The sequence below is a fragment of the Burkholderia sp. WTPI3 genome (genome assembly GCF_021483755.1).
Classification (GTDB): Bacteria; Pseudomonadota; Gammaproteobacteria; order Burkholderiales; family Burkholderiaceae; genus Burkholderia.
This window is the reverse complement of sequence record NZ_JAGIXF010000025.1, coordinates 22,827-48,293: the sequence shown is the minus strand read 5'-3', so window position 1 is coordinate 48,293 and position 25,467 is coordinate 22,827. Positions and strand designations below refer to the sequence as shown.

22 protein-coding genes and 2 pseudogenes are annotated in these 25,467 nt (G+C 66.3%); 7 read left to right on the top strand and 17 right to left on the bottom strand.

Annotated features, from left to right (window positions below):
- The first annotated feature begins 315 nt into the window (after positions 1–315).
- The gene (gene mutS / locus J7024_RS16120) at positions 316–2,973 is read left to right on the top strand and encodes a DNA mismatch repair protein MutS (protein WP_124829362.1); all 2,658 of its coding nucleotides are present in this window, start codon (positions 316–318) and stop codon (positions 2,971–2,973) included.
- Positions 2,954–4,228, top strand: a complete 1,275-nt coding sequence (locus J7024_RS16115; RefSeq protein WP_175751592.1) for a hypothetical protein — start codon at positions 2,954–2,956, stop codon at positions 4,226–4,228. Before mutS ends, J7024_RS16115 begins: the two co-directional genes overlap by 20 nt.
- Here J7024_RS16115 and J7024_RS16110 read toward each other — a convergent pair.
- Complete coding sequence (locus J7024_RS16110) at positions 4,208–4,750, bottom strand: FKBP-type peptidyl-prolyl cis-trans isomerase (RefSeq protein ID WP_124829363.1); 543 nt, start codon at positions 4,748–4,750, stop codon at positions 4,208–4,210. The two genes, J7024_RS16115 and J7024_RS16110, sit on opposite strands and share 21 nt — an antisense overlap.
- A gap of 32 nt (positions 4,751–4,782) precedes the next feature.
- Here J7024_RS16110 and J7024_RS16105 point away from each other — a divergent pair, with 32 nt between their 5' ends.
- Both J7024_RS16105 and J7024_RS37520 read left to right on the top strand, forming a co-directional pair.
- Complete coding sequence (locus J7024_RS16105; protein ID WP_124829364.1) at positions 4,783–6,003, top strand: cupin domain-containing protein; 1,221 nt, start codon at positions 4,783–4,785, stop codon at positions 6,001–6,003.
- A 54-nt stretch (positions 6,004–6,057) separates the two neighbouring features.
- Positions 6,058–6,303: a hypothetical protein gene (locus J7024_RS37520; RefSeq protein WP_011657350.1), complete on the top strand. Its 246-nt coding sequence runs from the start codon at positions 6,058–6,060 to the stop codon at positions 6,301–6,303.
- Between the two features lie 310 nt (positions 6,304–6,613).
- Here the strand turns inward: J7024_RS37520 and J7024_RS16100 are convergent, their stop codons facing one another.
- From J7024_RS16100 to J7024_RS16055, 10 genes and pseudogenes are all read right to left on the bottom strand, one after another.
- The gene (locus J7024_RS16100; protein WP_124829366.1) at positions 6,614–7,390 is read right to left on the bottom strand and encodes an MBL fold metallo-hydrolase; all 777 of its coding nucleotides are present in this window, start codon (positions 7,388–7,390) and stop codon (positions 6,614–6,616) included.
- Positions 7,391–7,393: 3 nt separating this feature from the next.
- Complete coding sequence (gene bamC / locus J7024_RS16095) at positions 7,394–8,539, bottom strand: outer membrane protein assembly factor BamC (RefSeq protein ID WP_124829367.1); 1,146 nt, start codon at positions 8,537–8,539, stop codon at positions 7,394–7,396.
- A gap of 111 nt (positions 8,540–8,650) precedes the next feature.
- Positions 8,651–9,556 carry a 4-hydroxy-tetrahydrodipicolinate synthase gene (gene dapA / locus J7024_RS16090; protein ID WP_124829368.1) on the bottom strand — a complete coding sequence of 302 codons (906 nt, stop codon included), beginning with the start codon at positions 9,554–9,556 and terminating at the stop codon, positions 8,651–8,653.
- Positions 9,557–9,603: 47 nt separating this feature from the next.
- Positions 9,604–10,206 carry a class I SAM-dependent methyltransferase gene (locus J7024_RS16085; RefSeq protein WP_124829369.1) on the bottom strand — a complete coding sequence of 201 codons (603 nt, stop codon included), beginning with the start codon at positions 10,204–10,206 and terminating at the stop codon, positions 9,604–9,606.
- Positions 10,207–10,215: 9 nt separating this feature from the next.
- Complete coding sequence (locus tag J7024_RS16080) at positions 10,216–11,418, bottom strand: tryptophan--tRNA ligase (protein ID WP_124829370.1); 1,203 nt, start codon at positions 11,416–11,418, stop codon at positions 10,216–10,218.
- Between the two features lie 8 nt (positions 11,419–11,426).
- The gene (locus J7024_RS16075) at positions 11,427–12,089 is read right to left on the bottom strand and encodes a site-2 protease family protein (RefSeq protein ID WP_124829371.1); all 663 of its coding nucleotides are present in this window, start codon (positions 12,087–12,089) and stop codon (positions 11,427–11,429) included.
- A gap of 48 nt (positions 12,090–12,137) precedes the next feature.
- A complete protein-coding gene (locus J7024_RS16070) occupies positions 12,138–12,770 on the bottom strand; it encodes an L-threonylcarbamoyladenylate synthase (protein ID WP_124829372.1) in 633 nt (210 codons plus the stop codon).
- 72 nt (positions 12,771–12,842) lie between these two features.
- Positions 12,843–13,673, bottom strand: a complete 831-nt coding sequence (locus tag J7024_RS16065) for a 3',5'-nucleoside bisphosphate phosphatase (protein WP_124829373.1) — start codon at positions 13,671–13,673, stop codon at positions 12,843–12,845.
- 71 nt (positions 13,674–13,744) lie between these two features.
- Positions 13,745–14,628 (bottom strand): annotated as a pseudogene (locus tag J7024_RS16060) (alpha/beta fold hydrolase); the annotation flags it as partial.
- Between the two features lie 159 nt (positions 14,629–14,787).
- Positions 14,788–15,654 (bottom strand): ferritin-like domain-containing protein, encoded by an 867-nt coding sequence (locus tag J7024_RS16055; RefSeq protein WP_175751594.1) that lies wholly within the window; start codon positions 15,652–15,654, stop codon positions 14,788–14,790.
- Between the two features lie 144 nt (positions 15,655–15,798).
- On the opposite strand from J7024_RS16055, the gene J7024_RS16050 reads away from it, so the two are divergent.
- From J7024_RS16050 to J7024_RS16040, 3 genes are all read left to right on the top strand, one after another.
- Positions 15,799–16,323, top strand: a complete 525-nt coding sequence (locus J7024_RS16050; protein ID WP_096507258.1) for a gamma carbonic anhydrase family protein — start codon at positions 15,799–15,801, stop codon at positions 16,321–16,323.
- 25 nt (positions 16,324–16,348) lie between these two features.
- A complete protein-coding gene (hslO, locus tag J7024_RS16045) occupies positions 16,349–17,299 on the top strand; it encodes an Hsp33 family molecular chaperone HslO (RefSeq protein ID WP_124829376.1) in 951 nt (316 codons plus the stop codon).
- Between the two features lie 204 nt (positions 17,300–17,503).
- Complete coding sequence (locus J7024_RS16040) at positions 17,504–17,857, top strand: hypothetical protein (RefSeq protein ID WP_124829377.1); 354 nt, start codon at positions 17,504–17,506, stop codon at positions 17,855–17,857.
- Positions 17,858–17,942: 85 nt separating this feature from the next.
- Here J7024_RS16040 and ftsB read toward each other — a convergent pair whose 3' ends face one another.
- From ftsB to J7024_RS16010, 6 genes and pseudogenes are all read right to left on the bottom strand, one after another.
- The gene (gene ftsB, locus J7024_RS16035; RefSeq protein ID WP_124829454.1) at positions 17,943–18,365 is read right to left on the bottom strand and encodes a cell division protein FtsB; all 423 of its coding nucleotides are present in this window, start codon (positions 18,363–18,365) and stop codon (positions 17,943–17,945) included.
- 82 nt (positions 18,366–18,447) lie between these two features.
- Positions 18,448–19,731 (bottom strand): phosphopyruvate hydratase, encoded by a 1,284-nt coding sequence (gene eno, locus J7024_RS16030; RefSeq protein ID WP_006478406.1) that lies wholly within the window; start codon positions 19,729–19,731, stop codon positions 18,448–18,450.
- A 106-nt stretch (positions 19,732–19,837) separates the two neighbouring features.
- Positions 19,838–20,692 (bottom strand): 3-deoxy-8-phosphooctulonate synthase, encoded by an 855-nt coding sequence (gene kdsA / locus J7024_RS16025; protein WP_124829378.1) that lies wholly within the window; start codon positions 20,690–20,692, stop codon positions 19,838–19,840.
- Entirely contained in the window at positions 20,689–22,347 is a 1,659-nt protein-coding gene (locus J7024_RS16020) for a CTP synthase (protein WP_124829379.1), read from the bottom strand. Before J7024_RS16020 ends, kdsA begins: the two co-directional genes overlap by 4 nt.
- A gap of 173 nt (positions 22,348–22,520) precedes the next feature.
- Complete coding sequence (locus J7024_RS16015) at positions 22,521–23,366, bottom strand: alpha/beta fold hydrolase (RefSeq protein ID WP_124829380.1); 846 nt, start codon at positions 23,364–23,366, stop codon at positions 22,521–22,523.
- A 170-nt stretch (positions 23,367–23,536) separates the two neighbouring features.
- Positions 23,537–25,252: pseudogene (locus tag J7024_RS16010) on the bottom strand (DNA internalization-related competence protein ComEC/Rec2); the annotation flags it as partial.
- Positions 25,253–25,467 lie beyond the last annotated feature (215 nt).

Below are 25,467 nucleotides of genomic sequence, written 5' to 3'. Positions count from 1 at the left end.
ATGTGCCGGCATTCGGGACGCGTTCCGCGTCATCCATTGCCGGGGCATCGGAGTTCCCGCGCCAACGTCGACCCAGTTCGCTACATTATCTGTCCCTACACTTCGGATTTCCGGGACACCGCCTCCGCAGGCCCATCCAGCGAGCCGCTGAAAAAAATGAAGACGCCCGGCGACTCACCCGGCATCACGCCGAAATACAATACCCGACGGTCTCCGAATCGCGGACCGAAATCGGCCGATCGGCGAACATCGGCCGTAACGACCGGAGCCACTGGTAAACTCGGGCGACTCAAGCAACAACTTTACGCCGGATCTATGACCACGCTGTCGCCCGAGGCCTTTGCAGGCCACACCCCCATGATGCAGCAGTACCTGCGCATCAAGGCCGATCATCCCGACACGCTCGTCTTCTACCGGATGGGCGACTTCTACGAGTTGTTCTTCGACGATGCGGAGAAGGCCGCACGCCTGCTGGACCTGACCCTTACGCAGCGCGGCGCGTCGGCCGGCACACCGATCAAGATGGCCGGCGTCCCCCATCACGCGGTCGAACAGTATCTGGCGAAGCTCGTGAAGATGGGCGAATCGGTGGCGATCTGCGAGCAGATCGGCGACCCGGCCACGTCGAAAGGGCCGGTCGAGCGCAAGGTCGTGCGCGTCGTCACGCCCGGCACGCTGACCGATGCCGCGCTGCTGTCCGACAAGAACGACGTTTACCTGCTCGCGATGTGCACCGGCCACAACAAGCGCGGCGTCGCGGTCAATATCGGCCTCGCATGGCTGAACCTCGCGAGCGGCGCGCTGCGACTCGCCGAAATCGAACCCGACCAGCTCGGCGCCGCACTCGAACGCATCCGGCCGGCCGAGATCCTGACGGCGGACGGCGCAACCGACGCCGTGCCGGCGAGCGCCGGTGCGATCAGGCGCGTGCCCGCATGGCACTTCGATATCGCCTCGGGCACGCAGCGTCTGTGCGACCAGCTCGACGTCGCCGGCCTCGACGGTTTCGGCGCGCACTCGCTGACGAGCGCATGCGGCGCGGCGGGCGCGCTGTTGCTGTACGCGGCCGCGACGCAAGGTCAGCAGTTGCGTCACGTGCGCAGCCTGAAGGTCGAGAACGAAACGGAATACATCGGCCTCGATCCGGCGACGCGCCGCAACCTCGAATTGACCGAAACGCTGCGCGGCACCGAATCGCCGACGCTGTATTCGCTGCTCGACACCTGCTGCACGACGATGGGCAGCCGCCTGCTGCGTCACTGGCTGCATCATCCGCCGCGCGCGTCGGTAGCCGCGCAGTCGCGCCAGCAGGCGATCGGCGCGCTGCTAGACGCCCCCGCGAACGCGAGCCTGGATGCGCTGCGCAGCGCGCTGCGCCAGATCGCGGACGTCGAGCGGATCACCGGGCGCCTGGCCCTGCTGTCCGCGCGGCCGCGCGACCTGTCGAGCCTGCGCGACACGTTCGCGGCCCTGCCCGCATTGCGCGAGCGCATCAGCGCGATCGTCGCGAACGCGGATGCGCTCACGCGCGTCAATACAGCGCTCGCGCCGCCCGCCGAATGCCTCGACCTGCTGACGAGCGCGATCGCGCCCGAGCCAGCCGCGATGGTGCGCGACGGCGGCGTGATCGCACGCGGCTACGATGCGGAACTCGACGAGCTGCGCGACATTTCCGAGAACTGCGGACAATTCCTGATCGATCTCGAAGCACGCGAGCGCACGCGCACCGGCATCGCGAACCTGCGGGTCGAATACAACAAGGTGCACGGCTTCTACATCGAGGTCACGCGCGGCCAGACGGACAAGGTGCCCGACGACTATCGCCGTCGCCAGACGCTGAAGAACGCCGAGCGCTACATCACGCCCGAACTGAAGACCTTCGAGGACAAGGCGCTGTCCGCCCAGGAACGTGCGCTGGCACGCGAACGTGCGCTGTACGACGGCGTGCTGCAGGCGTTGCTGCCGTTCATTCCCGAGTGCCAGCGCGTCGCGTCGGCGCTCGCGGAGCTCGACGTGCTCGCCGCGTTCGCCGAGCGCGCCCGCACGCTCGACTGGGTCGCGCCCGCCTTCACCGATGAAGTCGGCATCGAGATCGAACAGGGGCGTCACCCGGTCGTGGAAGCGCAGGTCGAGCAGTTCATCGCGAACGACTGCCGGTTCAGCACCGAGCGCAAGCTGCTGCTGATCACCGGCCCGAACATGGGCGGCAAGTCGACGTTCATGCGGCAGACCGCGCTAATCGCGCTGATGGCGTACGTCGGCAGCTACGTGCCCGCGAAATCGGCATGCTTCGGCCCGATCGACCGCATCTTCACGCGAATCGGCGCGGCCGACGACCTCGCCGGCGGCCGCTCGACGTTCATGGTCGAAATGACCGAAGCCGCAGCGATCCTCAACGACGCGACGCCGCAAAGCCTCGTGCTGATGGACGAAATCGGTCGCGGCACGTCAACGTTCGACGGCCTCGCACTCGCATGGGCCATCGCGCGCCACCTGCTCGCGCAAAACAGCTGCTACACGCTGTTCGCAACGCACTACTTCGAGCTGACGCAACTGCCCGCCGAATTCCCGCAAGCGGCCAACGTCCACCTGTCGGCCGTCGAGCACGGTCACGGCATCGTGTTTCTGCACGCAGTCAACGAAGGTCCGGCGAACCAGAGTTATGGGCTGCAGGTCGCGCAACTCGCAGGCGTTCCGGCACCCGTGATTCGCGCCGCGCGCAAGCATCTCGCGTATCTCGAACAGCAGTCGGCCACGCAGCACACGCCGCAACTCGACCTGTTCAGCGCGCCGCCCGCGGCGGCCGACGAATTCGAATGCGCGGATGCGCCGCCCCCGTCCGACGTCCCGCATCCGGCACTCGAAAGGCTGCGCAACATCGATCCCGACGATCTCAAGCCGCGCGACGCGCTCGACCTGCTGTACGAACTGCGCACGCTGGTCCGTTCGCACGATGCCGACGGGCACGCCTGACCGCATCTCGTCGGGCCGGCCGGCCCGCGTCGCCGCCGCGCTCGCCACGGCGGCGACGCTCATGCTGGCGCAGGCCGGCGCGCTGGCCGCGCCACCCAAGCGCGCGGTCCCGCCCTATTCGTTCGCGATCATCTCGGGTGTCATCAGCGTACCCGCCGACGAGCCCGCGGCGCAACGACTGCTCGAATCGATCGCGCGCGAGCGCAACCTGGCCTTCGTCGTCTATGCAGGCGACATCAAGGGCGCGAAGGAAGCGTGCCGCGACTCGCTCTATACGCAGCGCGGCGCGATCCTGGACGCGTCGCGCGTGCCGCTCGTATTCGTCCCCGGTCACGACGACTGGGTAACATGCAGCACCGCGGCAGGCGGCAGCTACGATCCCGTCGAGCGACTGGACTTCCTCCGTCAGACACTGCTCGCCGATGCAGCCCTGCCCGACGCCGGCGCGCTGCCGATCACGCGCGAAAGCGAAGTCGCCCGGTTCCGGCCATATCGCGAGAATGCGCGCTGGATGCACGACGACGTCGTCTACGTCACGCTGAACGCGCCGGCGCCGAACAACCACTTCCTGACGGCCGGCGGCCGCAACGGCGAATTCGAAGACCGCATCATCGCGAACAATTTCTGGATCGACCATGCGGCCGAATATGCGAAGCGGCGTGAAGCGCGTGCAATGGTGGTGATTTTCGAAGGCGATCCGCAGTTCGATCGCTACGATCGCGCGGAACGGTTTGCGTGGCTGCGTTTCAACCGGCCGCGCGTGCGCGACGGCTTCCGTGAACTGAAACGAACGCTGGTGAAGGCGGCAGCGGCATTCCGCGGCCCGATACTGGTGATGCACGCAAGCAGCGAGCCGCTCGCGAACGGATTCCTGATCGACCGCCCGCTGCATGCGGACGATGGTGCGCTGGTGGGAAACGTGACGCGCGTCGCGATCGGGCCGCGCCATCCGACAAATCAGTGGGTGAAGGTAAGCGTCTCGCCGGCCCGGCAGACGATCTTCAACGTGAGCCTGCAGGACGTGCCGAAGAATCTGCCGATCCCGCCCGCGCTGCCGCTCGTGCCGCGCGACGATGTCCCGCTGCCCCAGATGCCGGAAATTCCGGCATTGCCGGCCCTGCCCGACTCGTCGTCGGTTGCACCGCCGCTGCAAGGCGGCGGCACGATGCCGGGCACTGCGTCGTGGCCCGCGCCGCCCCCTGCTTCAGGGCCGGCGCCGGGCCTGCCGGACAGTTCAGTGCAGGGTACGCCCTGACGGCGCATCGCCGTCCTCGTCTTCGTCCTCGTCGACGATTTCCAGCCCTTCCGCGCCATGCGCGTGTTCATGCTCGATCTCATCTTCGGTCGCTTCGCGCACGTCCTTCACGGTGAGCGCAAAACGCAGCGCCATGCCCGCGAGCGGGTGGTTGCCGTCAAGCACCACCTTGTCTTCGGCAATGTCGGTGACCGTGTAGATCAGCGAATCAACTTCCTCGTCGCCGTCTTCCGGCGTGCCTTCGAACTGCATGCCCACTTCGAGCGGCTCGGGAAAACGATCGCGCGGCTCGATCTTCACGAGCTCGGGATCGTAGTCACCGAATGCGTCCTGCGGTTCGAGCTGAACCTGCGCCTGGTAACCCGGCTCCTGGCCGTCGAGCTGTTCCTCGATCTTGGGGAACGTGCCATCATAGCCGCCGTGCAGATAGATCATCGGCTCGTCGCTTTCCTCGATCAGATTGCCATGTGCATCCGACAGCTTGTAAGTGACCGACACGACGGTGTTTTTTGCGATTTTCATCCAATTCTCCCAAATACAAGTCTCATTATACGATGCGCAACCGGTCTCAAGCCGAACCTCGGGATGCCGCTGCCGCCGCGCTCGGCGCGCCGCCCCCCGATCTTCCCACGCCGCTGCTCGGTGGTCTCACGCCAGCGCAATTCATGCGCCGCTACTGGCAGAAAAAGCCGTTGCTGATCCGCCAGGCGATTCCCGGCGTAAAAGCGCCGATCACGCGCGACGCGCTGTTTGAGCTGGCTGCCGACTATGACGCGGAATCGCGACTGATCACGCATTTTCGTAACAAGTGGCAACTGGCGCACGGTCCGTTTGAACCGGGTTCGCTGCCTGCCGTTTCGCGCAAGTCCTGGTCCTTGCTCGTGCAAGGGCTGGACCTGCACGTCGACGCGGCACGCGCGCTGCTCGACCGCTTCCGCTTCATCCCCGACGCACGCCTCGACGACCTGATGATCTCGTATGCGACGGACGGCGGCGGCGTCGGCCCGCACTTCGACTCGTACGACGTGTTCCTGCTGCAGGTCGAAGGCCGGCGCCGCTGGCGCATCGGCGCCCAGAAGGATCTGTCGCTGCAGCCGGACGTGCCGCTGAAGATCCTCGAGCATTTCGAGCCGAGCGACGAATGGGTGCTGGAACCCGGCGACATGCTGTACCTGCCGCCGCACATCGCGCACGACGGCGTGGCCGAAGGTGAATGCATGACCTGCTCGATCGGCTTTCGGGCGCCGTCCGCCGGCGAACTGGGCGCGCAGTTCCTGTACTACCTCGCCGAACGCGGCGGCCTGCGCGACGAGCACGGCGACACGCTCTACCGCGACCCGAAGCAGCCCGCGGTCGGCTCGCCAGCCGAGCTCCCGCCGGCGATGGTCGAACGCGTCGCAGAGATCGTCGATTCGATCCGCTGGCGCAAGCGCGACGTCGCGCAATTCCTCGGCTGCTACCTGAGCGAGCCGAAATCGAACGTCGTATTCGAGCCGCCGGCACGCCCGCTGTCCGAGGCCGCTTTCGTTGCCCAGGCGTCACGCCGTGGCGTGTATCTCGACAGACGCGCCGCATTGATGTATAACGCGCGCTCGTACTTCATTAATGGCGAGGAAGAACCGCTCGAGCAGGCCGGCGAATGGCTGCCCGAACTGGCCAATCTGCGCCGGATGGAGGCGAAACGGTTTGTAACACTATCCCGGGTTCCCTCAATGACAGCCTTGCTGCACGAGTGGTATTGTGCGGGCTGGATACGGGTCGGAAACCGGGTTTAGTGGGCCGCCCCGTATGCCCGTACAGATCAAATTCTGTATGGGAAAGACAACGTATTGACCCCGCATTTGTCGACGGTCGATAGGAAAGTGCATATAATTTCCGCCCAAGCCGTAGGGAAGATTCACGCTCTAGAAGTGCGTCTCCACCAGCGGCCCAGGTCGGTGTTGGAGCACATTACCGGTATTGTTTCGCGCTGTTGCTTACCTTTAACCATAAAAGGACGTGATCATGAAGAAATCCCTCCTCGTAGCTTCCCTGTTGGCTGCTGTTGCACTGGCTGCTTGCAACAAGAGCGCTGATCAAGCTGCTTCGTCGGCTGCTAGCGACGCATCGGCTGCTGCTTCGTCGGCTGCTTCGGCAGTTGCTGGTGCTGCGAGCGACGCTGCTGCTGCTGCTTCGTCGGCAGCGGCTGCTGCGAGCGACGCAACGGCTGCTGCAGCGTCGGACGCTTCGGCTGCTATGGCTGCTCCGGCTTCGGGCGCAAGCCAGTAAGCCTCAGCGTCAGCTGAAAAAAAACCGGCCCGAGGGGCCGGTTTTTTTACGTCTGCCGGTACGCGCATCGTGCCGGACAACCGTCGGATCGGGCCAGGCGCCGCCGCCCGCCCCCGCTCAGCCGAGCGTCAGCCAGTCGAAGCCCGCATCCTGCGTGGCCACGACCACCTCCTCCCCGTCCGTTCCCAGCACGCCGGCCAACGCCTGGCGGGCCAGCTCCGGCCGATTGTTCTGCTGGCTCAGGTGCGCAGCAACCAGATGCCGCAAACGGCTGCGTTCGAGCGACGCGAGGATACCGGCCGCCGCATCGTTGCTCAGGTGGCCGTGATTGCCGCCGATCCGTGCCTTCAGCGATTGCGGATAGCGGCTTCCCGCGAGCATCGCGGTATCGTGGTTGGATTCAAGCACCAGTGCGTCGCAGCCGCTCAGGACGGTTGTGATGTGCGACGTGGCCATCCCGACATCGGTCAGCACGCCGAGCCGGCTGCAACCGTCCATGAAGACGAACTGGAGCGGTTCCCGCGCGTCGTGGGGCACCGTATAGGGCATGATGGCCAGATCGCGTATCGAAGCCGTCTCGTCGCCCCACAGCACGTGGAGATCAACATCGGCCTCGTCCGCGCCCACCGCGCGTGCCGTGCCCCAGCTCATGTAGAGCGGCAGTGACCCGCGCCGCGCGAGCGTCAGCGCACTGCCGACGTGGTCGCTGTGTTCGTGGGTGACGAGGATCGCATCGAGATCGTCGATGCCGAGATTCAGGCGGCCGAGCCGGCGCTCGACCTCCTTTGCTGAAAAGCCGCAGTCGAGCAGTACGCGGGTGGTCGTCGTGCCACTCGAGGCCTCGACGACCAGCGCGTTGCCTTCGCTGCCGCTACCGAGGCTGGCGAAGCGCACGCGTTAGTTCAACTGCGCGTGGAGCAGCGAAATGATCCGCTGCGCATCAGACGAGTTGTCGATCTGGCCGTTTGCGTCGACCACAGCGACCTGCGTGCCGCCATTGCCCTGAGCCCGCACGTTGACCAGGTATTCCTTGCCGGGCTTGGCTGCCGTCGGGCCGCCGTAGAACAGCTTGCCGAACAGTCCGTCGCGCTTGAGCTCTTCCATCGTATTCGCGTAGCGGACGGTGTACAGGCCCTTCTCGCGGTCGCGATTGTCGACCGCGAAGTTGGTGCGGTCGAGTGCAAGACCGACACGCAGCCACGCACGATCGAACGACTCGGCCAGTTGCAGCGTCGCCGCGCCGTTGCTCGCATCGCTGACCTGCGCCTGCGCCGCTGCCGGATGCGCATCGGCCAGCAGTTGCTTCGCCTGCGCATCGGTCAGGCCGAACTTCTGCATCAGCTTCGACAGGAACACGGCCTCGAGCACCGGATTGCGCGGACGCTCTTCCCAGCGCGACGACGTGCCGCCCTGCGGGCCGACCATCATTTCCTCCATCGCGCTGTGCGTGATCGAGATGTCGGTGTTGCCGTTCGGCGTGCGGGTCACGAGCGTACGGAAACGGTCGCGCGTGCCGGACGAGTATGCGAAGTCGATGACCTTGCCGATCGTGCGGCGGAACCAGTCGTCAGGAATGTTCCCGCGGTTCTCGGCCCAGTCGGTGGCCATGATGCCGGTCGACGGCGCGTCGGTCTTCAGCGAGAAGCCGTTTTCCTGCCAGAATTCCTTCAGGATCGGCCACAGCTGCTCGGGCGTGCGCCCGTCCACGACAAGCCAGCGGTGGTCGCCATCGCGCTCGATATGCATGCCGAGCGGATCCTGTGCGTTCGGGACGCCGTCGGTAGCGTTGCCGGCGGTCGTCGTCGCCCGCGGCGGCAGCGTGCCGAGGCCGGCGTTGGTCGGCGGCGCAACGAACTGCTGCGTCGTCGGCACGGGCTTCAGGTCGCTCGGCACCGCGAGCGGCGGCGCCGAACCCGTGTTCTTGTAGTTGACCCGGTCAGGGGCCAGGTAGTCGTTCAGCGTATCGCAGCCGGCGAGCGCGCCCAGCGCCAGCGCCACCACTGAAACCTGGATGGCGCGAGAGGAAAAGGCGAAACGTTTCATGAAATCCTTCGTCTTGCTAGAACGCTCGTCAGGAGCGGCGCCGGACGGAGCCGGCCGGTGCGGGTTGATGAGGGGTCGAGCCGGCGGCCGCAGGACGCGGCCGCCTCGGCATCAGGCGAGGACGCCGGCCTCGACGAGGGCCGAACGCACGACATCGTGGCAGCGCTCGTCGAGCGGCGTGAGCGGCAGGCGAATGCCGCCCTGCATCTTGCCCATCGCCTGCAGCGCCCATTTCACCGGAATCGGGTTCGCCTCGATGAACAGGTTCTTGTGCAGCGACAGCAGCTTCATGTGCAGTTCGCGCGCCGTTGCGACGTCGCCGGCCAGCGCCGCGCGGCACAGGTCGCTCATCGCGCGCGGCGCGACGTTTGCCGTCACCGAAATGTTGCCGTGGCCGCCAAGCAGCATCAGCGCGATCGCAGTCGGATCGTCGCCGCTGTAGATCGCGAAATGCTTCGGCGCGGCCTTGATCAGGTGCGCGGCGCGATCGATGTTGCCCGTCGCTTCCTTCACGCCGATGATGCCTGGCACCTGCGCGAGGCGCAGCGTCGTCTCGTGCGCCATATCGGCGACCGTACGGCCCGGCACGTTGTACAGGATCACCGGCAGGTCGACCGCTTCCGCGATCGTCTTGAAGTGCCGGTACATCCCTTCCTGCGTGGGCTTGTTGTAGTAAGGCACGACCTGCAGCGTCGCGTCGGCGCCGACGGCCTGCGCGTGCTTCGTCAGCTCGATTGCCTCCGCCGTCGAGTTGCCGCCCGCGCCGGCGATGATCGGGATGCGCTTCGCCGCATGCTCGACCGCCGTGCGGATCATCAGGATGTGCTCTTCGACGCTGAGCGTTGCCGACTCGCCGCTCGTGCCGACCACGACGAGCGCATCGGTGCCTTCCTCGATATGCCAGTCGATCAGTTTGCGGAACGCCGGCAGATCGAGACTGCCGTCTTCGAGCATCGGGGTGACGATCGCGGGGATGCTGCCGCGGATTTGAATGCCGTCTTGGGTGCCGTTAGCCATGAAACGCGATTGATTGATGTACCGGTAAACGTTGAGATTGTAGCGGATTAGCCGGGCAGTTCGTAACGTGGAATTCCCGCCCCCGCCGTCGGGGTCGCGCCCTCGCGTACCGCGCAGATGCGCTGAGCGAATGCCTCGCGCGGCGCGGCAACAAAACCGTCCTCGTACGCAACCACCCGCAGGCGGCCGCGCACCGCGTCCAGCAACTCGCCAGGAGCGAGCAGGAACGCGGGATTGGACGGTTTGCCGACCGTTTCGTTTCCTTGCGCGAAGGTTTCGTAGATCAGCACGCCGCCCGGCGCCAATGCGTCAAGCAGATGGGGCCAGAGCGGACGATGCAGATAATGGGTGACAATCACGGCCGAGAACGACTGCTCGGCCGGCAGCGGCCATGGCGCGCCCTCGAGATCGGCTTCGCGCACGTCGACACCAGGAATCGCGCGCAATACGGCGAGCGCGGCCGGGTCACGGTCGACTGCAACGACCGGATGCCCGCGCGACGCGAACCAGCGTGCGTGGCGGCCGCCGCCCGCAGCGACGTCGAGCACCGCGCCGCCTGCCGGAACGAGCCCGGACCACCGGGCGACCCAGCGCGACGGCTCGGTCTGGGCGACGTGGCCGCCCGCGGCGGCAATGACAGGTTCGCGCATGCCGCCAGCTCAGGTATACGACAGGCCCATCGCGTCGCGCACGTCGCGCATCGTCTCGACCGCGTGCTTGCGCGCCTTGTCGCAGCCGTCCGCGACGATCGCACGCAGCAGCGACGGATCGTCCATGTACTTCTGCGCGCGCTCGAGCATCGGTTGCTGTTCGCGCAGGATCCCTTCGACGACCGGCTGCTTGCAGTCGAGGCAGCCGATGCCCGCCGAGCGGCAGCCCTTCTGCACCCAGTCGTGCGTCGTTTCGTCGGTATAGACCTGATGGAGCTGCCACACCGGGCACTTGTCGGGGTCGCCCGGATCGGTGCGGCGCACGCGCGCCGGATCGGTCGGCATCGTGCGGACCTTTTTCGTGATCGTCTCCGCGTCTTCGCGCAGGCCGATCGTGTTGCCGTACGACTTCGACATCTTCTGGCCGTCGAGGCCCGGCATCCGGGACGCTTCGGTCAGCAGTGCCTGCGGCTCGACCAGGATGATCTTGCGCGCGCCCTCGAGGTACCCGAACAGGCGTTCGCGGTCGCTCATCGACAGGCTCTGCGATTCGTGCAGCATCGCGCGCGCCTGTTCGAGCGCCTCGTCGTCGCCCTCCTGTTGGTATGCATTGCGCAGTTCGTGATAGAGCTTCGCGCGCTTGCCGCCGAGCTTCTTCGCGGCTTCGAGCGCCTTCTCCTCGAAGCCCGGCTCGCGGCCGTACAGGTAGTTGAAGCGGCGCGCGATCTCGCGCGTCATCTCGACGTGCGGCACCTGGTCTTCACCGACCGGCACGAGCGAGCCGCGATACAGCAGGATGTCGGCCGCCATCAGCACCGGGTAGCCGAGGAACCCATAGGTCGACAGATCCTTGTCCTTCAGCTTCTCCATCTGCTCCTTGTAGGTCGGCACGCGCTCGAGCCAGCCGAGCGGCGTGCTCATGCCCAGCAGCAGCGCGAGCTCTGCATGCTCGGGCACCTTGCTCTGGATGAACAGCGTCGCCTGCGCCGGATCGATGCCGGACGCGAGCCAGTCGATCAGCACGTCCCACACGTTCTTCTCGATGACCTCGGGCGTTTCATAGTGCGTCGTCAGCGCATGCCAGTCGACCACGCAGAAGAAACACGGGTACTCGGACTGCAGCTTCACCCAGTTTTTCAGCACGCCGTGGTAGTGGCCGAGGTGCAGCGACCCGGTGGGTCGCATGCCGGAGAAAATACGATCTGGGAACATGATTGTCGTTAGAAAAGCGAGGCGAATGGAGACAGGATGGCACTCAGGATGCCGGCGGCGGCGTTCACGAGCGGACGCAGCCAGAAGTTCGTCAGCACGCCCGTCGCGACCAGCACGAGGACGATGATGAAACCGTACGGCTCGATGCGCGACAGCGCGATCGATTGCTTCGGCGGCAGCAGCGCCGCCAGTATGCGGCCGCCGTCGAGCGGCGGCAGCGGGAACAGGTTCAGCACGCCGAGCACGAGGTTGGCGCTGACGCCGGCGTACGCCATCCGCGTGAAGAACGGTTCGTCGATACCGGTCGCTGCAAGCACGACACTCAGCACGCCCCAGATCAGCGCCTGCACGAAATTGCAGGCGGGGCCCGCGAGCGACACCCACAGGCTGCCCCAGCGCGGATCGCGCAGGTTTCGGAACGATACCGGCACCGGCTTCGCATAGCCGAACAGGAAAGCGCCGCCGGTCAGGAAATACATCGCGAGCGGGATCGCGATCGTGCCGATCGGATCGATGTGGCGCATCGGGTTGAACGACACGCGCCCCATCATGTAGGCGGTGTTGTCGCCGAGCAGGCGCGCGGCGTAGCCGTGCGCGGCCTCGTGCAGCGTGATCGCGAAGATCACGGGCAGCGCGTAGACGGCGATGGTCTGTATCAGGGAAGCATCCATATCGCGTTATTGTAACAAGCGCATTCGCGCAAAAAATGAACGGCGCGCTTACGCGGCCGAGAGGCCGAACGGTTGGAGTGCACCGCGCCCCGCGCGCACGAGTTGTGGCTCGTCGCCCGTCAGGTCTATCACCGTCGACGGCTCGCGCGGGCACGCGCCACCGTCGATCACGAGATCGACCTGCTTCTCGAGCCGCGCGCGAATGTCCTCGGGGTCGTTGAGCGGCTCGTCGTCGGGCGGCAGGATCAGCGTCGTACCGAGCAGCGGCTGGCCGAGCGACTCGAGCAGCGCGAGCGTGATCGCGTGATCGGGCACACGCAGCCCGATCGTCTTGCGCGAAGGGTGCGACAGCCGGCGCGGCACTTCCTTCGTCGCCTGCAGGATGAATACGTACGGGCCCGGCGTCACCGACTTGATCTGCCGGTACTGGCGGTTGTCCACCATCGCGAAATTGGCCAGCTCCGACAGGTCGCGCACGAGCAGCGACAGGTGCTGCTTCTCGTCGAGGCCGCGGATGCGGCGCACCCGCTCGACCGCATCCTTGTCGTCGAGATGGCACGCGAGCGCATAGCTCGAATCGGTCGGTATCGCGATGACGCCGCCCTTGTTGACGATCTCCGCAGCCTGATTGATCAGGCGCGGCTGCGGATTATCCGGATGAATCCTGAAGAACTGGGACATGGGGGTACGTAAAGAGGGAAAAGTCGGATGCGCGCGTCGACGGCAACACGAACGGCGGACGGCCGGTTCGGGTCAGAGCCAGCGCACCCAGACCGGTTTCAGGTCGGGCGGCAACGGCGGCAGGCTGCCGAGCTCGATACGGCCCTCACCCGGCGCATGAAAATCCGAGCCGCGCGACACTTCGAAGCCGAAGCGGCGCGCGACGTCCGCGTATTCGCGGTACTGGTCGGGCGTGTGGCTGCCCGTGATGACCTCGATCGCGCGGCCGCCGAGATCGATGAATTCGCCGAAGAATGCGTCGAATTCGACCGGCGTATAGCGGTAGCGGCCCGGGTGCGCGACCACGGCCTCGCCGCCCGCGGCACGGATCCATGCAACCGCGTCGGGCAGCGTCGCCCAGCGGTGCGGAACGAAACCCGGCTTGCCGTCGCCGAGCAGGCGGTCGAACACGTCGGAGGTCGATGCGGCGTGGCCGTTCTCGACGAGAAAGCGCGCGAAGTGGGTGCGCGAGATCAGGTCGGGATTCGATACGTACTTCAGCGCGCCTTCGTACGCGCCCGAAATGCCGAGCGTCTCGAGCTGCGCGGCGATCGCCTGCGCACGCGCGGCACGGCCGTGGCGCGTGCGATAAAGGCCGTCGACGAGCGTCGGGCTCGAAGGATCGATGTTCAGCCCGACGATGTGCACGGTGCGCGACGCCCACGTGACCGAAATCTCGACGCCGCTCAGGTAACGCATACCGAGTGCTTCCGCCTCGCTTCGCGCCGCCGCCTGGCCGCCGATTTCGTCGTGGTCGGTCAGCGCCCACAGGGTCACGCCGCCGGCATGGGCGCGGCGCGCGACGTCGGCAGGCGACAGCAACCCGTCGGAAACATTCGAATGGCAGTGGAGATCAGCGTTCATTGTCGGTATGGCAGGTGAAGCTTCATTCTACTGCAACGCGACACCCCTGTAAGCCGCCGCCGCCGGCCTATGCAGCAACGCCCGATCAGCGCCGCGATCTGCTCGGGCTGTCGTGATGGACCATGTGACCGGCATCTCCGACGAGCGCCGCGGCCAGCGTCCGGGAACGCGCTGAAGCGGGCCTGAACTCCGGCAACGGGATGTCGCCGGCAAGGTACGCGAGCGTCGGCGAATTGACGGCCTCGACGTGCAGCACCTTCGCGCGCACCTTCGTCCAGACGGCCATCACCTCGTCGAGGCGGTACAGCATCGGACCCGCCATCTTGTGCGCCGGGTCCGCCAGCAGGTGATACAGGCCGTCGTCGCCACGCTTCGACCAGTGAGCGGCGAGAAACGAGGCCCGACGCGGATCGAGCCGCGGATTGGTCTTGGTCAGCCGGGCCGCGACCTCGTCGAGCGACGCGTACGGGCGCAGCACCGGCGGCTCGCGCAGTTCGTCGAGCCAGCCGCGCAGACGGCGCGGCGCCTGCTCGGCTCGCGCCGGCGCAAGCCCGAACCCTTCGAGATCGACCACGCGCCGCACCCGCTCCGGCCGTGCACCCGCGTACAGGCACACGACGTTCGCCCCCATGCTGTGCCCGACCAGGTTGACTTCGCCGGTCGGCGCATAGTGGTCCAGAAGCGCGTCGAGATCGCCCAGGTACTCGTGAAACCAGTAATGGCCGCCACCCTGCCGCGCGACCGGCCAGTCGGACAGGCCGAAGCCGCGCGCATCCGGCGCGATCACCTGCCAGTCGCCGGCGAGCGCGTCGACGACGAACTGAAACGATGCCGCGACGTCCATCCAGCCGTGCAGCATGAAGAGCGTAGGCGCGTCAGGCCGGCCCCAGCGCCGCACATGCAGCCGGACGCCGCGGACCGTGACGAAGTCGGAAACAGAACTCGAGGCATTCATTGCAGCCGCCCAAAAAAAGAATGGTCGTTCGATTATAGCGGCGACGCCTTTGTTCCGGCACTCGGCAGTGGAGGCGGGTCTCTAGCGGCAACGCACCCAAGGCGCGATGAAGCGGTGGCCGGCGCCGACGATTGCCGTCGGGCGCGCCGGCGGCCCACGCTAGTCCGCAGCCTTCCCGGCTCCCGCGTCCGCGCCATCCTGCGCGGCGAGTTCGTCCAGTTCCGCCTGCTCGAATCCCGCGGTACGGCGCGCGTCGAAATTGAACGGACCACGCAGCCGCGGCGCATGGTATTGCGCGGCGAGCTCGCGGTAAGCCGGTACCGGATCGCGCCCCGCCTCGTCGCACAGGTGCCGGAACCAGCGGTTCCCGATCGCGACATGGCCGATTTCGTCGCGCAGGATCACATCGAGAATCGCCGCCGATGCATCGTCGCCCGCCTGCACGAGCCGCGCGCGGATGGGCGGCGACGCGTCGAGTCCACGCGCCTCGAGCGTGCGCGGCACGAGCGCCATGCGCGCGAGCACGTCGGCCTTGGTCCGTTCGCACATGTCCCACAGTCCGTTGTGGGCGGGAAAGTCGCCGTACCCGTGTCCGAACGCGGCAAGCCGATCGGACAGCAGCGTGAAGTGATAGGCCTCCTCGGCCGCGACCTTCAGCCAGTCCGCATAAAAAGCGTCCGGCAACCCGCGAAAGCGCCACACCGCGTCGAGCGCGAGGTTGATCGCGTTGAATTCGATATGGGCGAGCGCGTGCAGCAACACCGCGCGCCCGGCTGGCGAGCGCATGCTGCGCCGCTCAAGCTGGCGCGGCTCGACGAGCGGCGGGCACGCCGGACGCCCGGGCAGCCCGGCCGGCTCGCTCAGGTCGAGCAACGGCGAGATCGCGGCCCGTCCGGCCAGCAATGCGTCGTACAGCGCGCGTACCTGCGCGGCCTTCGCGGCAGGCTCGGACATCTGCAGCGCATCGAGCGCAAAGCGGCGCATGCAGGCCGGCACGGCAGCAGCAGAAGAAGACTCCATGTTCATCAGACCGGGACACCGCCCGCCCGCATCGCGGGAGCGCACGCGCGCGACGGTTTACAATATGCGTTTGTGCCGCGACGCAACGCGCCGGGCACGCCAGACGCGCCATTGTACCGGCGCCCATCATCGAAGAGACCAGGAGACTCCGTGACGATCTACAAACTGGGCGATACGGCCCCGACGATCCACGAAAGCGTGTTCGTCGCCGATACGGCGGCCATCATCGGCAAGGTCGTGCTCGAGGAGAATGCGAGCGTATGGTTCGGCGCGACGATTCGCGGCGACAACGAGACGATTACCGTCGGCGTCGGCAGCAACGTCCAGGAAGGCGCGGTACTGCATACGGACCCCGGCTTTCCCCTGACGATTGCCGAAAACGTGACGATCGGGCACCAGGCGATGCTGCACGGGTGCACGATCGGCGAGGGTTCGCTGATCGGCATTCAGGCAGTGGTCTTGAATGGAGCGGTAATCGGCCGCAACTGTCTGGTAGGTGCCGGCGCGGTCGTGACGGAAGGCAAGACGTTCCCGGACAATTCGCTGATTCTCGGCGCACCGGCGAAAGTCGTACGCGAGCTGTCGGCAGACGACATCGCGCGGCTGCGCGCAAATGCGAAAACGTACGTCGAGCGGCGTGCGCATTTCAAGGAGCAACTCGTGCGGATCGGGTGATTCGCACGGATTTCAAGGAAGAAGAGTGAGCGACCAGTTACAGAAATTCATGTTCAATTCGGCACCGGTGCGCGGCGAGATCGTTTCGCTGCGCAACACGTGGCAAGAGGTGCTCGCGCGCCGCGACTACCCTGCCCCGGTGCGCACCGTGCTCGGCGAGATGATGGCCGCGTGCGCGCTGCTGTCCGCGAACCTGAAATTTCACGGCACCCTGATCATGCAGATCTTCGGCGACGGGCCGGTCCAGATGCTGGTCGTCCAGTGCAGTTCGGATCTGTCGATACGGGCCACGGCCAAGTTCGCCGGCGACTCGGCCCAGACGATCGGCGACGACACGAGCTTCGCGTCGCTCGTCAACGCGAGCGGCCACGGCCGTTGCGTGATCACGCTCGACCCGGCCGACAAGCTGCCGGGCCAGCAACCCTACCAGGGCATCGTCCCGCTGAACGGCGTCGACGGTCCGCACGAATCGGTTTCCCAGGTGCTCGAGCATTACATGCACCACTCGGAGCAGCTCGACACACGGCTGTGGCTTGCAGCCGATCGCGATCGCGCGGTCGGCATGCTGCTGCAGAAGCTGCCGGGCGACGGCGGCATCGTGCCGCGCAACGCCGAGACGGACGCCGACACGTGGGAGCGTGTCTGCACGCTCGGCGGCACGCTGTCCGCGAAGGAACTGCTCGAGGTCGAACCGGAAGTCGTGTTCCGGCGGCTGTTCTGGCAGGAAAACGTGCAGCACTTCGAGCCGACCGGTGCACGCTTCCAGTGCTCGTGCTCGCGCGAGAAGGTCGGCGCGATGCTGCGCATGCTCGGCCGCGACGAAGTCGACAGCGTGATCGTCGAGCGCGGCCACGTCGAAATCCACTGCGAGTTCTGCAACCAGCGCTACGAGTTCGACCCGGTCGACGTCGCGCAGTTGTTCGCCGCACCGGAGCTCGCAACCGGCATCACGCCCGCGACCGAGCAGCGTCACTGACGCGCGCCCGCGCCTGCGATGCGGGTGCGGGTGCGGGTGCGGGTGCGGGTGCGGGTGCGGGCGCGGGCGCGGGCGCGGGCGCGGGCGCGGGCGCGGGCGCGGGCGCATAATGACGCACAAGCGTCGCACGCACGGCTCAGGCGCCGCAGGCCCGGCCTTCGGTGCAAGCCGCTTCCCGCCGTCGGCGGGCTGCTGGAGAGATACATGGATTACCCGTTCCGCTCCGTCGTCCTGACCGCTGTCGTCGCCGGCACGCTCGCGCTCGCCGGCTGCGCGGTCCAGCCCACGTCCACTATCCTGAGCCGCCTGCCCGAACCGGGCGCATCGGGTGGCCAACCGCCCGCGTTGTCGAGCGCCGAGCGCAAACGCTACGACGAGATCGACAAGCAGGTGCTGCGCGAACAGAGCAATGCAATGGCGGCCGAGGCGGCCGCACGCGCGTGGGCGTATTACTCGCCGCCGCCCGTGACGATCTATGGCGGCTATTACGGCGGATGGGGAAACCGGTGGGGAACCGGCATCGGCTACGGTTACGGCTATCCGGGCTGGTGGTGGTAATGCTTCGCCGGGTCGATTGACGACTGCCGGGAAATAAAAAAGCGCGGTATTTCCCGCGCTTTTTCAATGATTCGGACTGCTTCGCTCAGTGATGAGCGGCCTTGCCCTTCTCGCCGTGATGCCGCGACGATCTCGCCATCGGCTGAGGGTTCGGCACGACGCGCACGGGCGCCGCAGATACGTCCGCGCGTATCGAGGTGCTTGCCGGCGCATTGTTCAGCGGGCCGGCCGGTGCATTCGGCGACACGAACTGCACGAATACTTCGCCGTCCTTGACCATGCCCATCTCGTAGCGCGCACGCTCCTCGATAGCCGCGGTGCCGCTTTGCAGATCCTGCACTTCGCCGGCGATCCGCTCGTTGCGCAACTTCTCGTCCGCATTCTTCTGGAGCTGATCGTCAAGCTGCTGACGCAATTCGTGCACCCGCAGCCAGCCGCCGTGTCCCCACCATAGGGGGTACTGAATGAGCGCCAGCAAGGCAATCAGGACGACAGTGACAAGCCGCATGTAAGAAACGCAGATATAAGAAGCGCCGCTCCGCGCGACATGCACAGAGCGGCGTCGAGATGACGAACCCGATAGTAGCGCGTTAGCGCAGGTTATAGAAAGCCGATTTGCCCGGGTAGCTCGCGATATCGCCGAGATCTTCCTCGATGCGCAGCAGCTGGTTGTACTTCGAGATGCGGTCGCTGCGCGACAGCGAACCCGTCTTGATCTGACCGGCATTCAGGCCGACCGCGATGTCCGCGATCGTCGAATCTTCCGTTTCGCCCGAGCGGTGCGAGATCACGGCCGTGTAGCCCGCGCGCTTCGCCATCTCGATGGCCGCGAACGTTTCGGTCAGCGTGCCGATCTGGTTGATCTTGATCAGGATCGAGTTGGCGATGCCCTTCTCGATGCCTTCCTTCAGGATGCGCGTGTTCGTGACGAACAGGTCGTCGCCGACCAGTTGCACCTTCTTGCCGAGGCGATCGGTCAGCAGCTTCCAGCCGTCCCAGTCACTTTCGTGCATGCCGTCTTCGATCGACACGATCGGGAACTTGTCGGCGAGCGTGGCGAGGTAGTCGGTGAATTCGGCCGACGACAGCTGCAGGCCTTCACCCGCGAGCTGGTACTTGCCGTCGTGGTAGAACTCGGAAGCTGCGCAGTCGAGCGCGAGCAGCACGTCTTCGCCCGCACGGTAGCCAGCCTTCTCGATCGCCTGCAGGATCGTCGACAGGCACTCGTCGTTGCTGCCGAAGTTCGGTGCGAAACCGCCTTCGTCGCCGACTGCGGTGCTCATGCCGCGGTCGCTCAGGATCTTCTTCAGCGCATGGAACACTTCCGCGCCGCAACGCAGTGCTTCACGGAACGTCGGCTGGCTGACCGGAACGATCATGAATTCCTGGATGTCGAGGCTGTTGTTCGCGTGCGCGCCGCCGTTGACGATGTTCATCATCGGCACCGGCAGTTGCATCGCACCCGAACCGCCGAAGTAGCGGTACAGCGGCAGGCCTGCCTCTTCGGCAGCAGCCTTCGCGACGGCCATCGACACGGCCAGCATCGCGTTCGCGCCGAGACGCGACTTGTTGTCGGTGCCGTCCAGCTCGAGCAGCGTCTTGTCGAGGAACGCCTGTTCCGACGCGTCGAGGCCCATGATGGCTTCGGAGATTTCGGTGTTGATGTGCTCGACTGCCTTCAGCACACCCTTGCCGTTGTACCGGCCGGCTTCGCCGTCGCGCAGTTCGATGGCTTCACGCGAGCCTGTGGACGCACCCGACGGGACCGCCGCGCGGCCCATCGTGCCCGATTCGAGCAGCACGTCGCATTCGACGGTGGGGTTGCCGCGCGAATCCAGAATCTCGCGGCCGATGATATCTACGATTGCACTCATGGGTTTCCTCTGAGAATGACGATGGATTCTTCAAACTGCGACGGCGCGCACACAGGAAGCGCTTTCGCTACAGACGTGCGAAGCCGCCGCAAGGTTCATTCGATCTTTAGTTGAAATCGTTTTCCAGGAACGGATTGCGCTTCACCGCCTGGTCGAGCGTGACGAGGGTCTCCAGCAACGCGCTCATCCGGTTCAGCGGTACCGCGTTTGGGCCGTCCGACTTCGCTTCGGCCGGATTCGGGTGCGTCTCCATGAACAGGCCCGCGACGCCCGTCGCGACCGCAGCACGTGCGAGCACCGGCACGAATTCGCGCTGGCCACCCGAGCTCGTGCCCTGCCCGCCCGGCAACTGCACCGAATGGGTCGCATCGAACACGACCGGCGCGCTCGTCTCGCGCATGATCGCGAGCGAACGCATGTCGGACACGAGGTTGTTGTAGCCGAACGAAACGCCGCGCTCGCACGCCATGAAGCGGTCTTCCGACAGACCGGCGTCACGCGCTGCGTCGCGCGCCTTGTCGATCACGTTCTTCATGTCGTGCGGCGCGAGGAACTGGCCCTTCTTGATGTTGACGGGCTTGCCCGAGCGCGCGCACGCATGGATGAAGTCGGTCTGGCGGCACAGGAACGCGGGCGTCTGCAGCACGTCGACGACCGACGCGACCTGCTCGATCTCGTCGATCGAGTGCACGTCGGTCAGCACCGGCAGGCCGAGCTGGCGCTTCACCTCGCCGAGGATCCGCAGACCCTCGTCCATTCCGAGGCCGCGAAACGACTTGCCCGAGCTGCGATTCGCCTTGTCGTAAGACGACTTGTAGATGAACGGAACGTTCAGCTTCTCGCAGATTTCCTTCAGGCGGCCGGCCGTGTCGATCGTCATTTGCTCAGATTCGACGACGCAGGTACCCGCGATCAGGAAGAAAGGCTGGTCGAGACCGACCTCGAAATCGCACAGCTTCATGCTTTCACTCCGCGCGCCTGCTTGTTGGCAAGCGCAGCTTCGACGAACGACTTGAACAGAGGATGGCCATCACGCGGCGTGGACGTGAATTCCGGGTGGAACTGGACGCCGACGAACCATGGATGCACCGAACGCGGCAGTTCCATCATTTCCGGCAGGTCCTCGCTCGGGGTACGGGCGCTGATGATAAGGCCGCCGGCTTCGAGCTGGGGCACGAAGCGGTTATTGACTTCATAACGGTGGCGATGGCGCTCGTTCACGTCCTTGCCATAGATCTCTTCGGCCATCGTGCCCGGCTTGATCGGGCAGCGTTGCGAGCCGAGGCGCATCGTGCCACCGAGATCGGATTCCTCGGTGCGCGTCTCGACCTTGCCGTCGCGGTCGTACCACTCGGTGATCAGCGCGACCACGCGTTCCGGCGTTTCCGGATCGAATTCCGTGCTGTTCGCCTGCTTCAGGCCGACGACGTCGCGTGCGAATTCGATCACCGCGAGCTGCATGCCGAGACAGATGCCGAGGTACGGCACCTTCGCTTCACGCGCATAGCGGATCGCGGCGATCTTGCCTTCCGTGCCGCGACGGCCGAAACCGCCCGGCACCAGCACGGCGTCGAGATGCTTCAGGCTGTCGACACCGTTCGCCTCGATCTCTTCCGAGTCGATGTACTCGATGTTGACCTTGGTCGCCGTGTGCAGCGACGCGTGACGCAGCGCTTCGATCAGCGACTTGTACGACTCGGTCAGATCGACGTACTTGCCGACCATGCCGATCGTCACTTCGTGCTTCGGGTTCTCGAGCTTCTCGACGAGTTCCGCCCACATGCTCAGGTCGGCGTCCTTCGGCGACAGCTTCAGTTCGTCGCAGATGATCCGGTCGAGGCCCTGATCGTGCAGCATCTGCGGGATCTTGTAGATGCTGTCGGCGTCCCACACCGAGATCACGGCGTCTTCGGGCACGTTCGAGAACATCGAGATCTTCTTCGATTCGTCGTCGGGGATGCGGCGGTCCGCGCGGCACAGCAGCACGTGCGGCAGGATGCCGATCTCGCGCAGCTTCTGCACGCTGTGCTGGGTCGGTTTCGTCTTCAGTTCGCCGGCCGTCGCGACGTACGGCACGAGCGTCAGGTGCACGAAGCACGCGCTGTTGCGGCCGAGGCGCAGGCTCATCTGGCGGGCGGCTTCGAGGAACGGCAGCGACTCGATGTCGCCGACCGTGCCGCCGATCTCGACGATCGCGACGTCCGGTTCGCCGCAGGTGGCCGATGCCGCCCCGCGCTCGATGAACGCCTGGATTTCGTTCGTGATGTGCGGAATCACCTGCACGGTCTTGCCGAGATAGTCGCCGCGGCGCTCCTTGCGGATCACCGATTCGTAGATCTGGCCGGTCGTGAAGTTGTTGGCCTTGCGCATCTTCGTGCTGATGAAGCGCTCGTAGTGGCCGAGGTCGAGGTCAGTCTCCGCCCCATCTTCCGTCACGAACACTTCGCCGTGCTGAAACGGACTCATCGTGCCGGGGTCGACGTTGATGTAGGGATCGAGTTTGAGGAGGGTGACTTTCAGACCGCGCGATTCGAGGATCGCGGCGAGAGAGGCGGCGGCAATACCCTTGCCGAGGGAAGAAACTACGCCGCCGGTGACGAAAACATATTTGGTCATCGCTGGATGCTCGCGGGAAAAACGGATTATACCGTAAAGCCCGCCCTTCTCTCAGCAATTGACGCGATGATCCCGCCCCTTCGCGCGGCGCCGCACCGGCCGTGCGCGGCCGGGCGAACCGGCCGGCCGGTCGGTGCAACCGCACCCGCGAGCCCGGTGCGCCGGCCGATGCGTCAGGCGCTCTTCGCGAGCGCCATGCTGTCGCGCGGCAGGCCGCCCTCTTCCGCTTTCAGCGAATTCAGCATCCGCTGCAATGCGCGGGCCGTCTCGATCGGCCGCTCCATCGGGAACAGGTGGCTGCCCTCGAGCCATTCGATGCGCCCGCGTGCCGCGCGGCGCGTCGCATCGAGTCCGACCTGGCGCACTTCGCGCGAGCGCGTCCCGGCAAGAAAGCCGAGCGGCACCGGCGAGCCGTGCGCGAGCCGCGGGCCGAGCGTGTGCGGCAACGTCCGGTAGATCAGGTATTCGATCTGCCGGTCGAAGGCGAGCGCGCGTTCGCCGTCGGCGCCCGCCTGCGGAATGCCGTGATCGATGTAGTCGGACAGCATCCGTTCGTCCCAGCGGGCGAACGCCGGCTTGTCGTGAAAGTGCCGCCACACTTCATCGCGGCTGACCCAGCGCGTGCGCCGGTTGCGGGTCGCCGCGGCCGGCGACAGCCGCTCGTCGAGCCCCGCCCACTGGCTCGCACGCAGCGCGCCGGAGCGCCAGCCCGCGATGATCGGGGAATCGATCATCACCACGCCGCGCACCCATTGCGGCTTTTTCAGCGCGGCCATCAGCGACAGGTAACCGCCGAGCGAATGGCCGACGAGCCACACCGGACGCTCGTAGCGGCTGCCGATGTCGTCGAGCAGTTGCTCGACGAGATGCGGCCAGTCGCGCGTCACCGGGTAGCGGCGATCGTGACCGATGCGCTCGATGTAGCGCAGTTCGTAGTCGTCGGCCAGTTCCGCGAAGATCGTCCGGTACGTCGATGCCGGAAAACCGTTCGCATGCGAGAAATGGAGGATGTCCTTCAAAAGCCGATGTCTCCTTTGTCGACGGGAGTGAGTGCTTCAGCACTTGCTTCCGTCCAATGCTTCGCGGCCGACCGGAGCGGGGGCTTCGGCACGTGCCCCGATCCCGTGCCTCGCATCCGGCCTCAGCTGTGCTTCGCCGCGCGGCACCACGTTCTTCCCTGCGTGAGCCGTCACCGATCCATCCAGTACCGCCGCTGCGCATCGCGATAACGCTCGAACACGAAGCTGCCGCCATCGGGCGCGACGTCGAACCGTACGGCCCCGTCGCGATCGGTACGCGGCAGCGGGATCCCGCGCGCTTCGTAGCGCGCCAGGACCGTCCGGTGCGGATGCCCGAAGCGATTGCGATAGCCTACAGGAAATACCGCGACGCGCGGCCCGACCGAATCGAGGAAAGGCTCGACCGACGACGTACGGCTGCCGTGGTGCGCAACGACGAGGATCTGCGCGGCCAGCGCGTCGCGCGCGTCGGCCACGAGCCGGCGTTCGGCGCTCGCCTCGATGTCGCCCGTCAGCAGCGCGGACGTGCCGCCCGCGTCGACGCGCAGCACGCACGACTGTCCGTTCGACCTGCCCGATCGCACCTCGCCCGGCGGCCAGAGCATCGTGAAGACGACACCGTCCCATATCCAGCGCTGCCCGGCCGCGCAACGCAGACGATCGGTCACGCCGGCCGCTTCCGCATCGCGCCACAGCCGGTGTTGCAATGCAATGCCGGCGAGCACCTGACGGACCTCGGTTGCCGCATAAACGGCCGCCGCGCCGCCCGTGTGATCGGCGTCCGCATGGCTGAGCACGAGCGAATCGATCGTGCGGATCGCGCGCGCCCGCAGCGCCGGCGCGACGATCCGCGTGCCGGCATGGGTCGACTCCGCCCCCGGCCCCGCATCGAACAGCAGGACCCGGCGCGCGGTCTCGACCAGCACCGACGCGCCCTGCCCGACATCGAACACGGTCAGCCGGAAGCCGCCCTGCGGCGGCACATCGGGTGCCGGTGCAACGAGGGGCAGCCAGGTGAGCGGCGCCGCCCAGCGCAGCGGCCAGCCGCGCGGCATCAGCGCCCAGGCCACGCCCACGCATGCAACCGCCAGCACCGGCCAGTCGGGCATGCGCAGCCAAAACACGCCTGCCGGCCAGTCGGCGAGGCGCCCGAGCAGCGCCATCATCGGTTCGAGCGCCGCGTGCGCGAGCCGGAACGCATACGCGTCGAGCGGTGCGGGCAGCCCGAGACCGGCCAGCACGATCGGTGTCACGACCGAGCTGACCCACGGAATCGCAAACGCATTGCCGACAGGGCCCGAGACCGACATCTGCGCGAACCACGCGGCCGTCAGCGGCGCGAGGCCGATCGTCACCGCGTACTGCACGCGCGTTGCCTCGGCGATACGGCGCATGGCGCGCGCGCCCCATGCCCTCAGCCGGCCCCGGCGACCGGTCGTTGCAGCGCCATCGATCATGCCGTCATCGCCATCGCCGCCGTCGAATTCGCGCCCCGCACGCCAACCCGCCAAAGCCATCAGGATCACTGCGACCGCACCGAACGACAGCCAGAATCCGGCCGACAGCACGGCCCATGGATCGGCAAGCAGCACGCCGCCGAGCGCCGCGCACAGCATCGCGGAGGTCGGCACGCTGCGCCCGGCGAGAAACGCAGCCGCAGCGGCCGCGATCATCCACCACGCGCGCTGCGCCGGCACGTTGAAACCGGCGAGCGCCGCGTAGCCCGCGGCGGCCGTCAGCGCCGCGACAGACGCCACGCAGGGTGCGGGCATCATGAGCGCCGCGGCTCGCCCCCGCCAGCGCAAGCGACGCCAGACCATCGACACGATCCCGCCCGCGATCGCGCCGACGAGCCCGACATGCAGGCCCGAGATCGCAATAACGTGGCGAAGAACACACAACATTGCACTCACCCATACCCCGGTATAGGTGGCCGGAAATTTCAAGCATCCGGGGTGACCGATTTGGTTCCAGCGGCCCCTGACAGTCGCTCTGGAAGCGGTCGTCCAGCACGTGTCTCGATGTTCAGCAGGTGGGGCCGACTCTCGACCAGTTGAGTGGATCGAACGACGAGCCAAACGCACTGGCTATATGACTGATG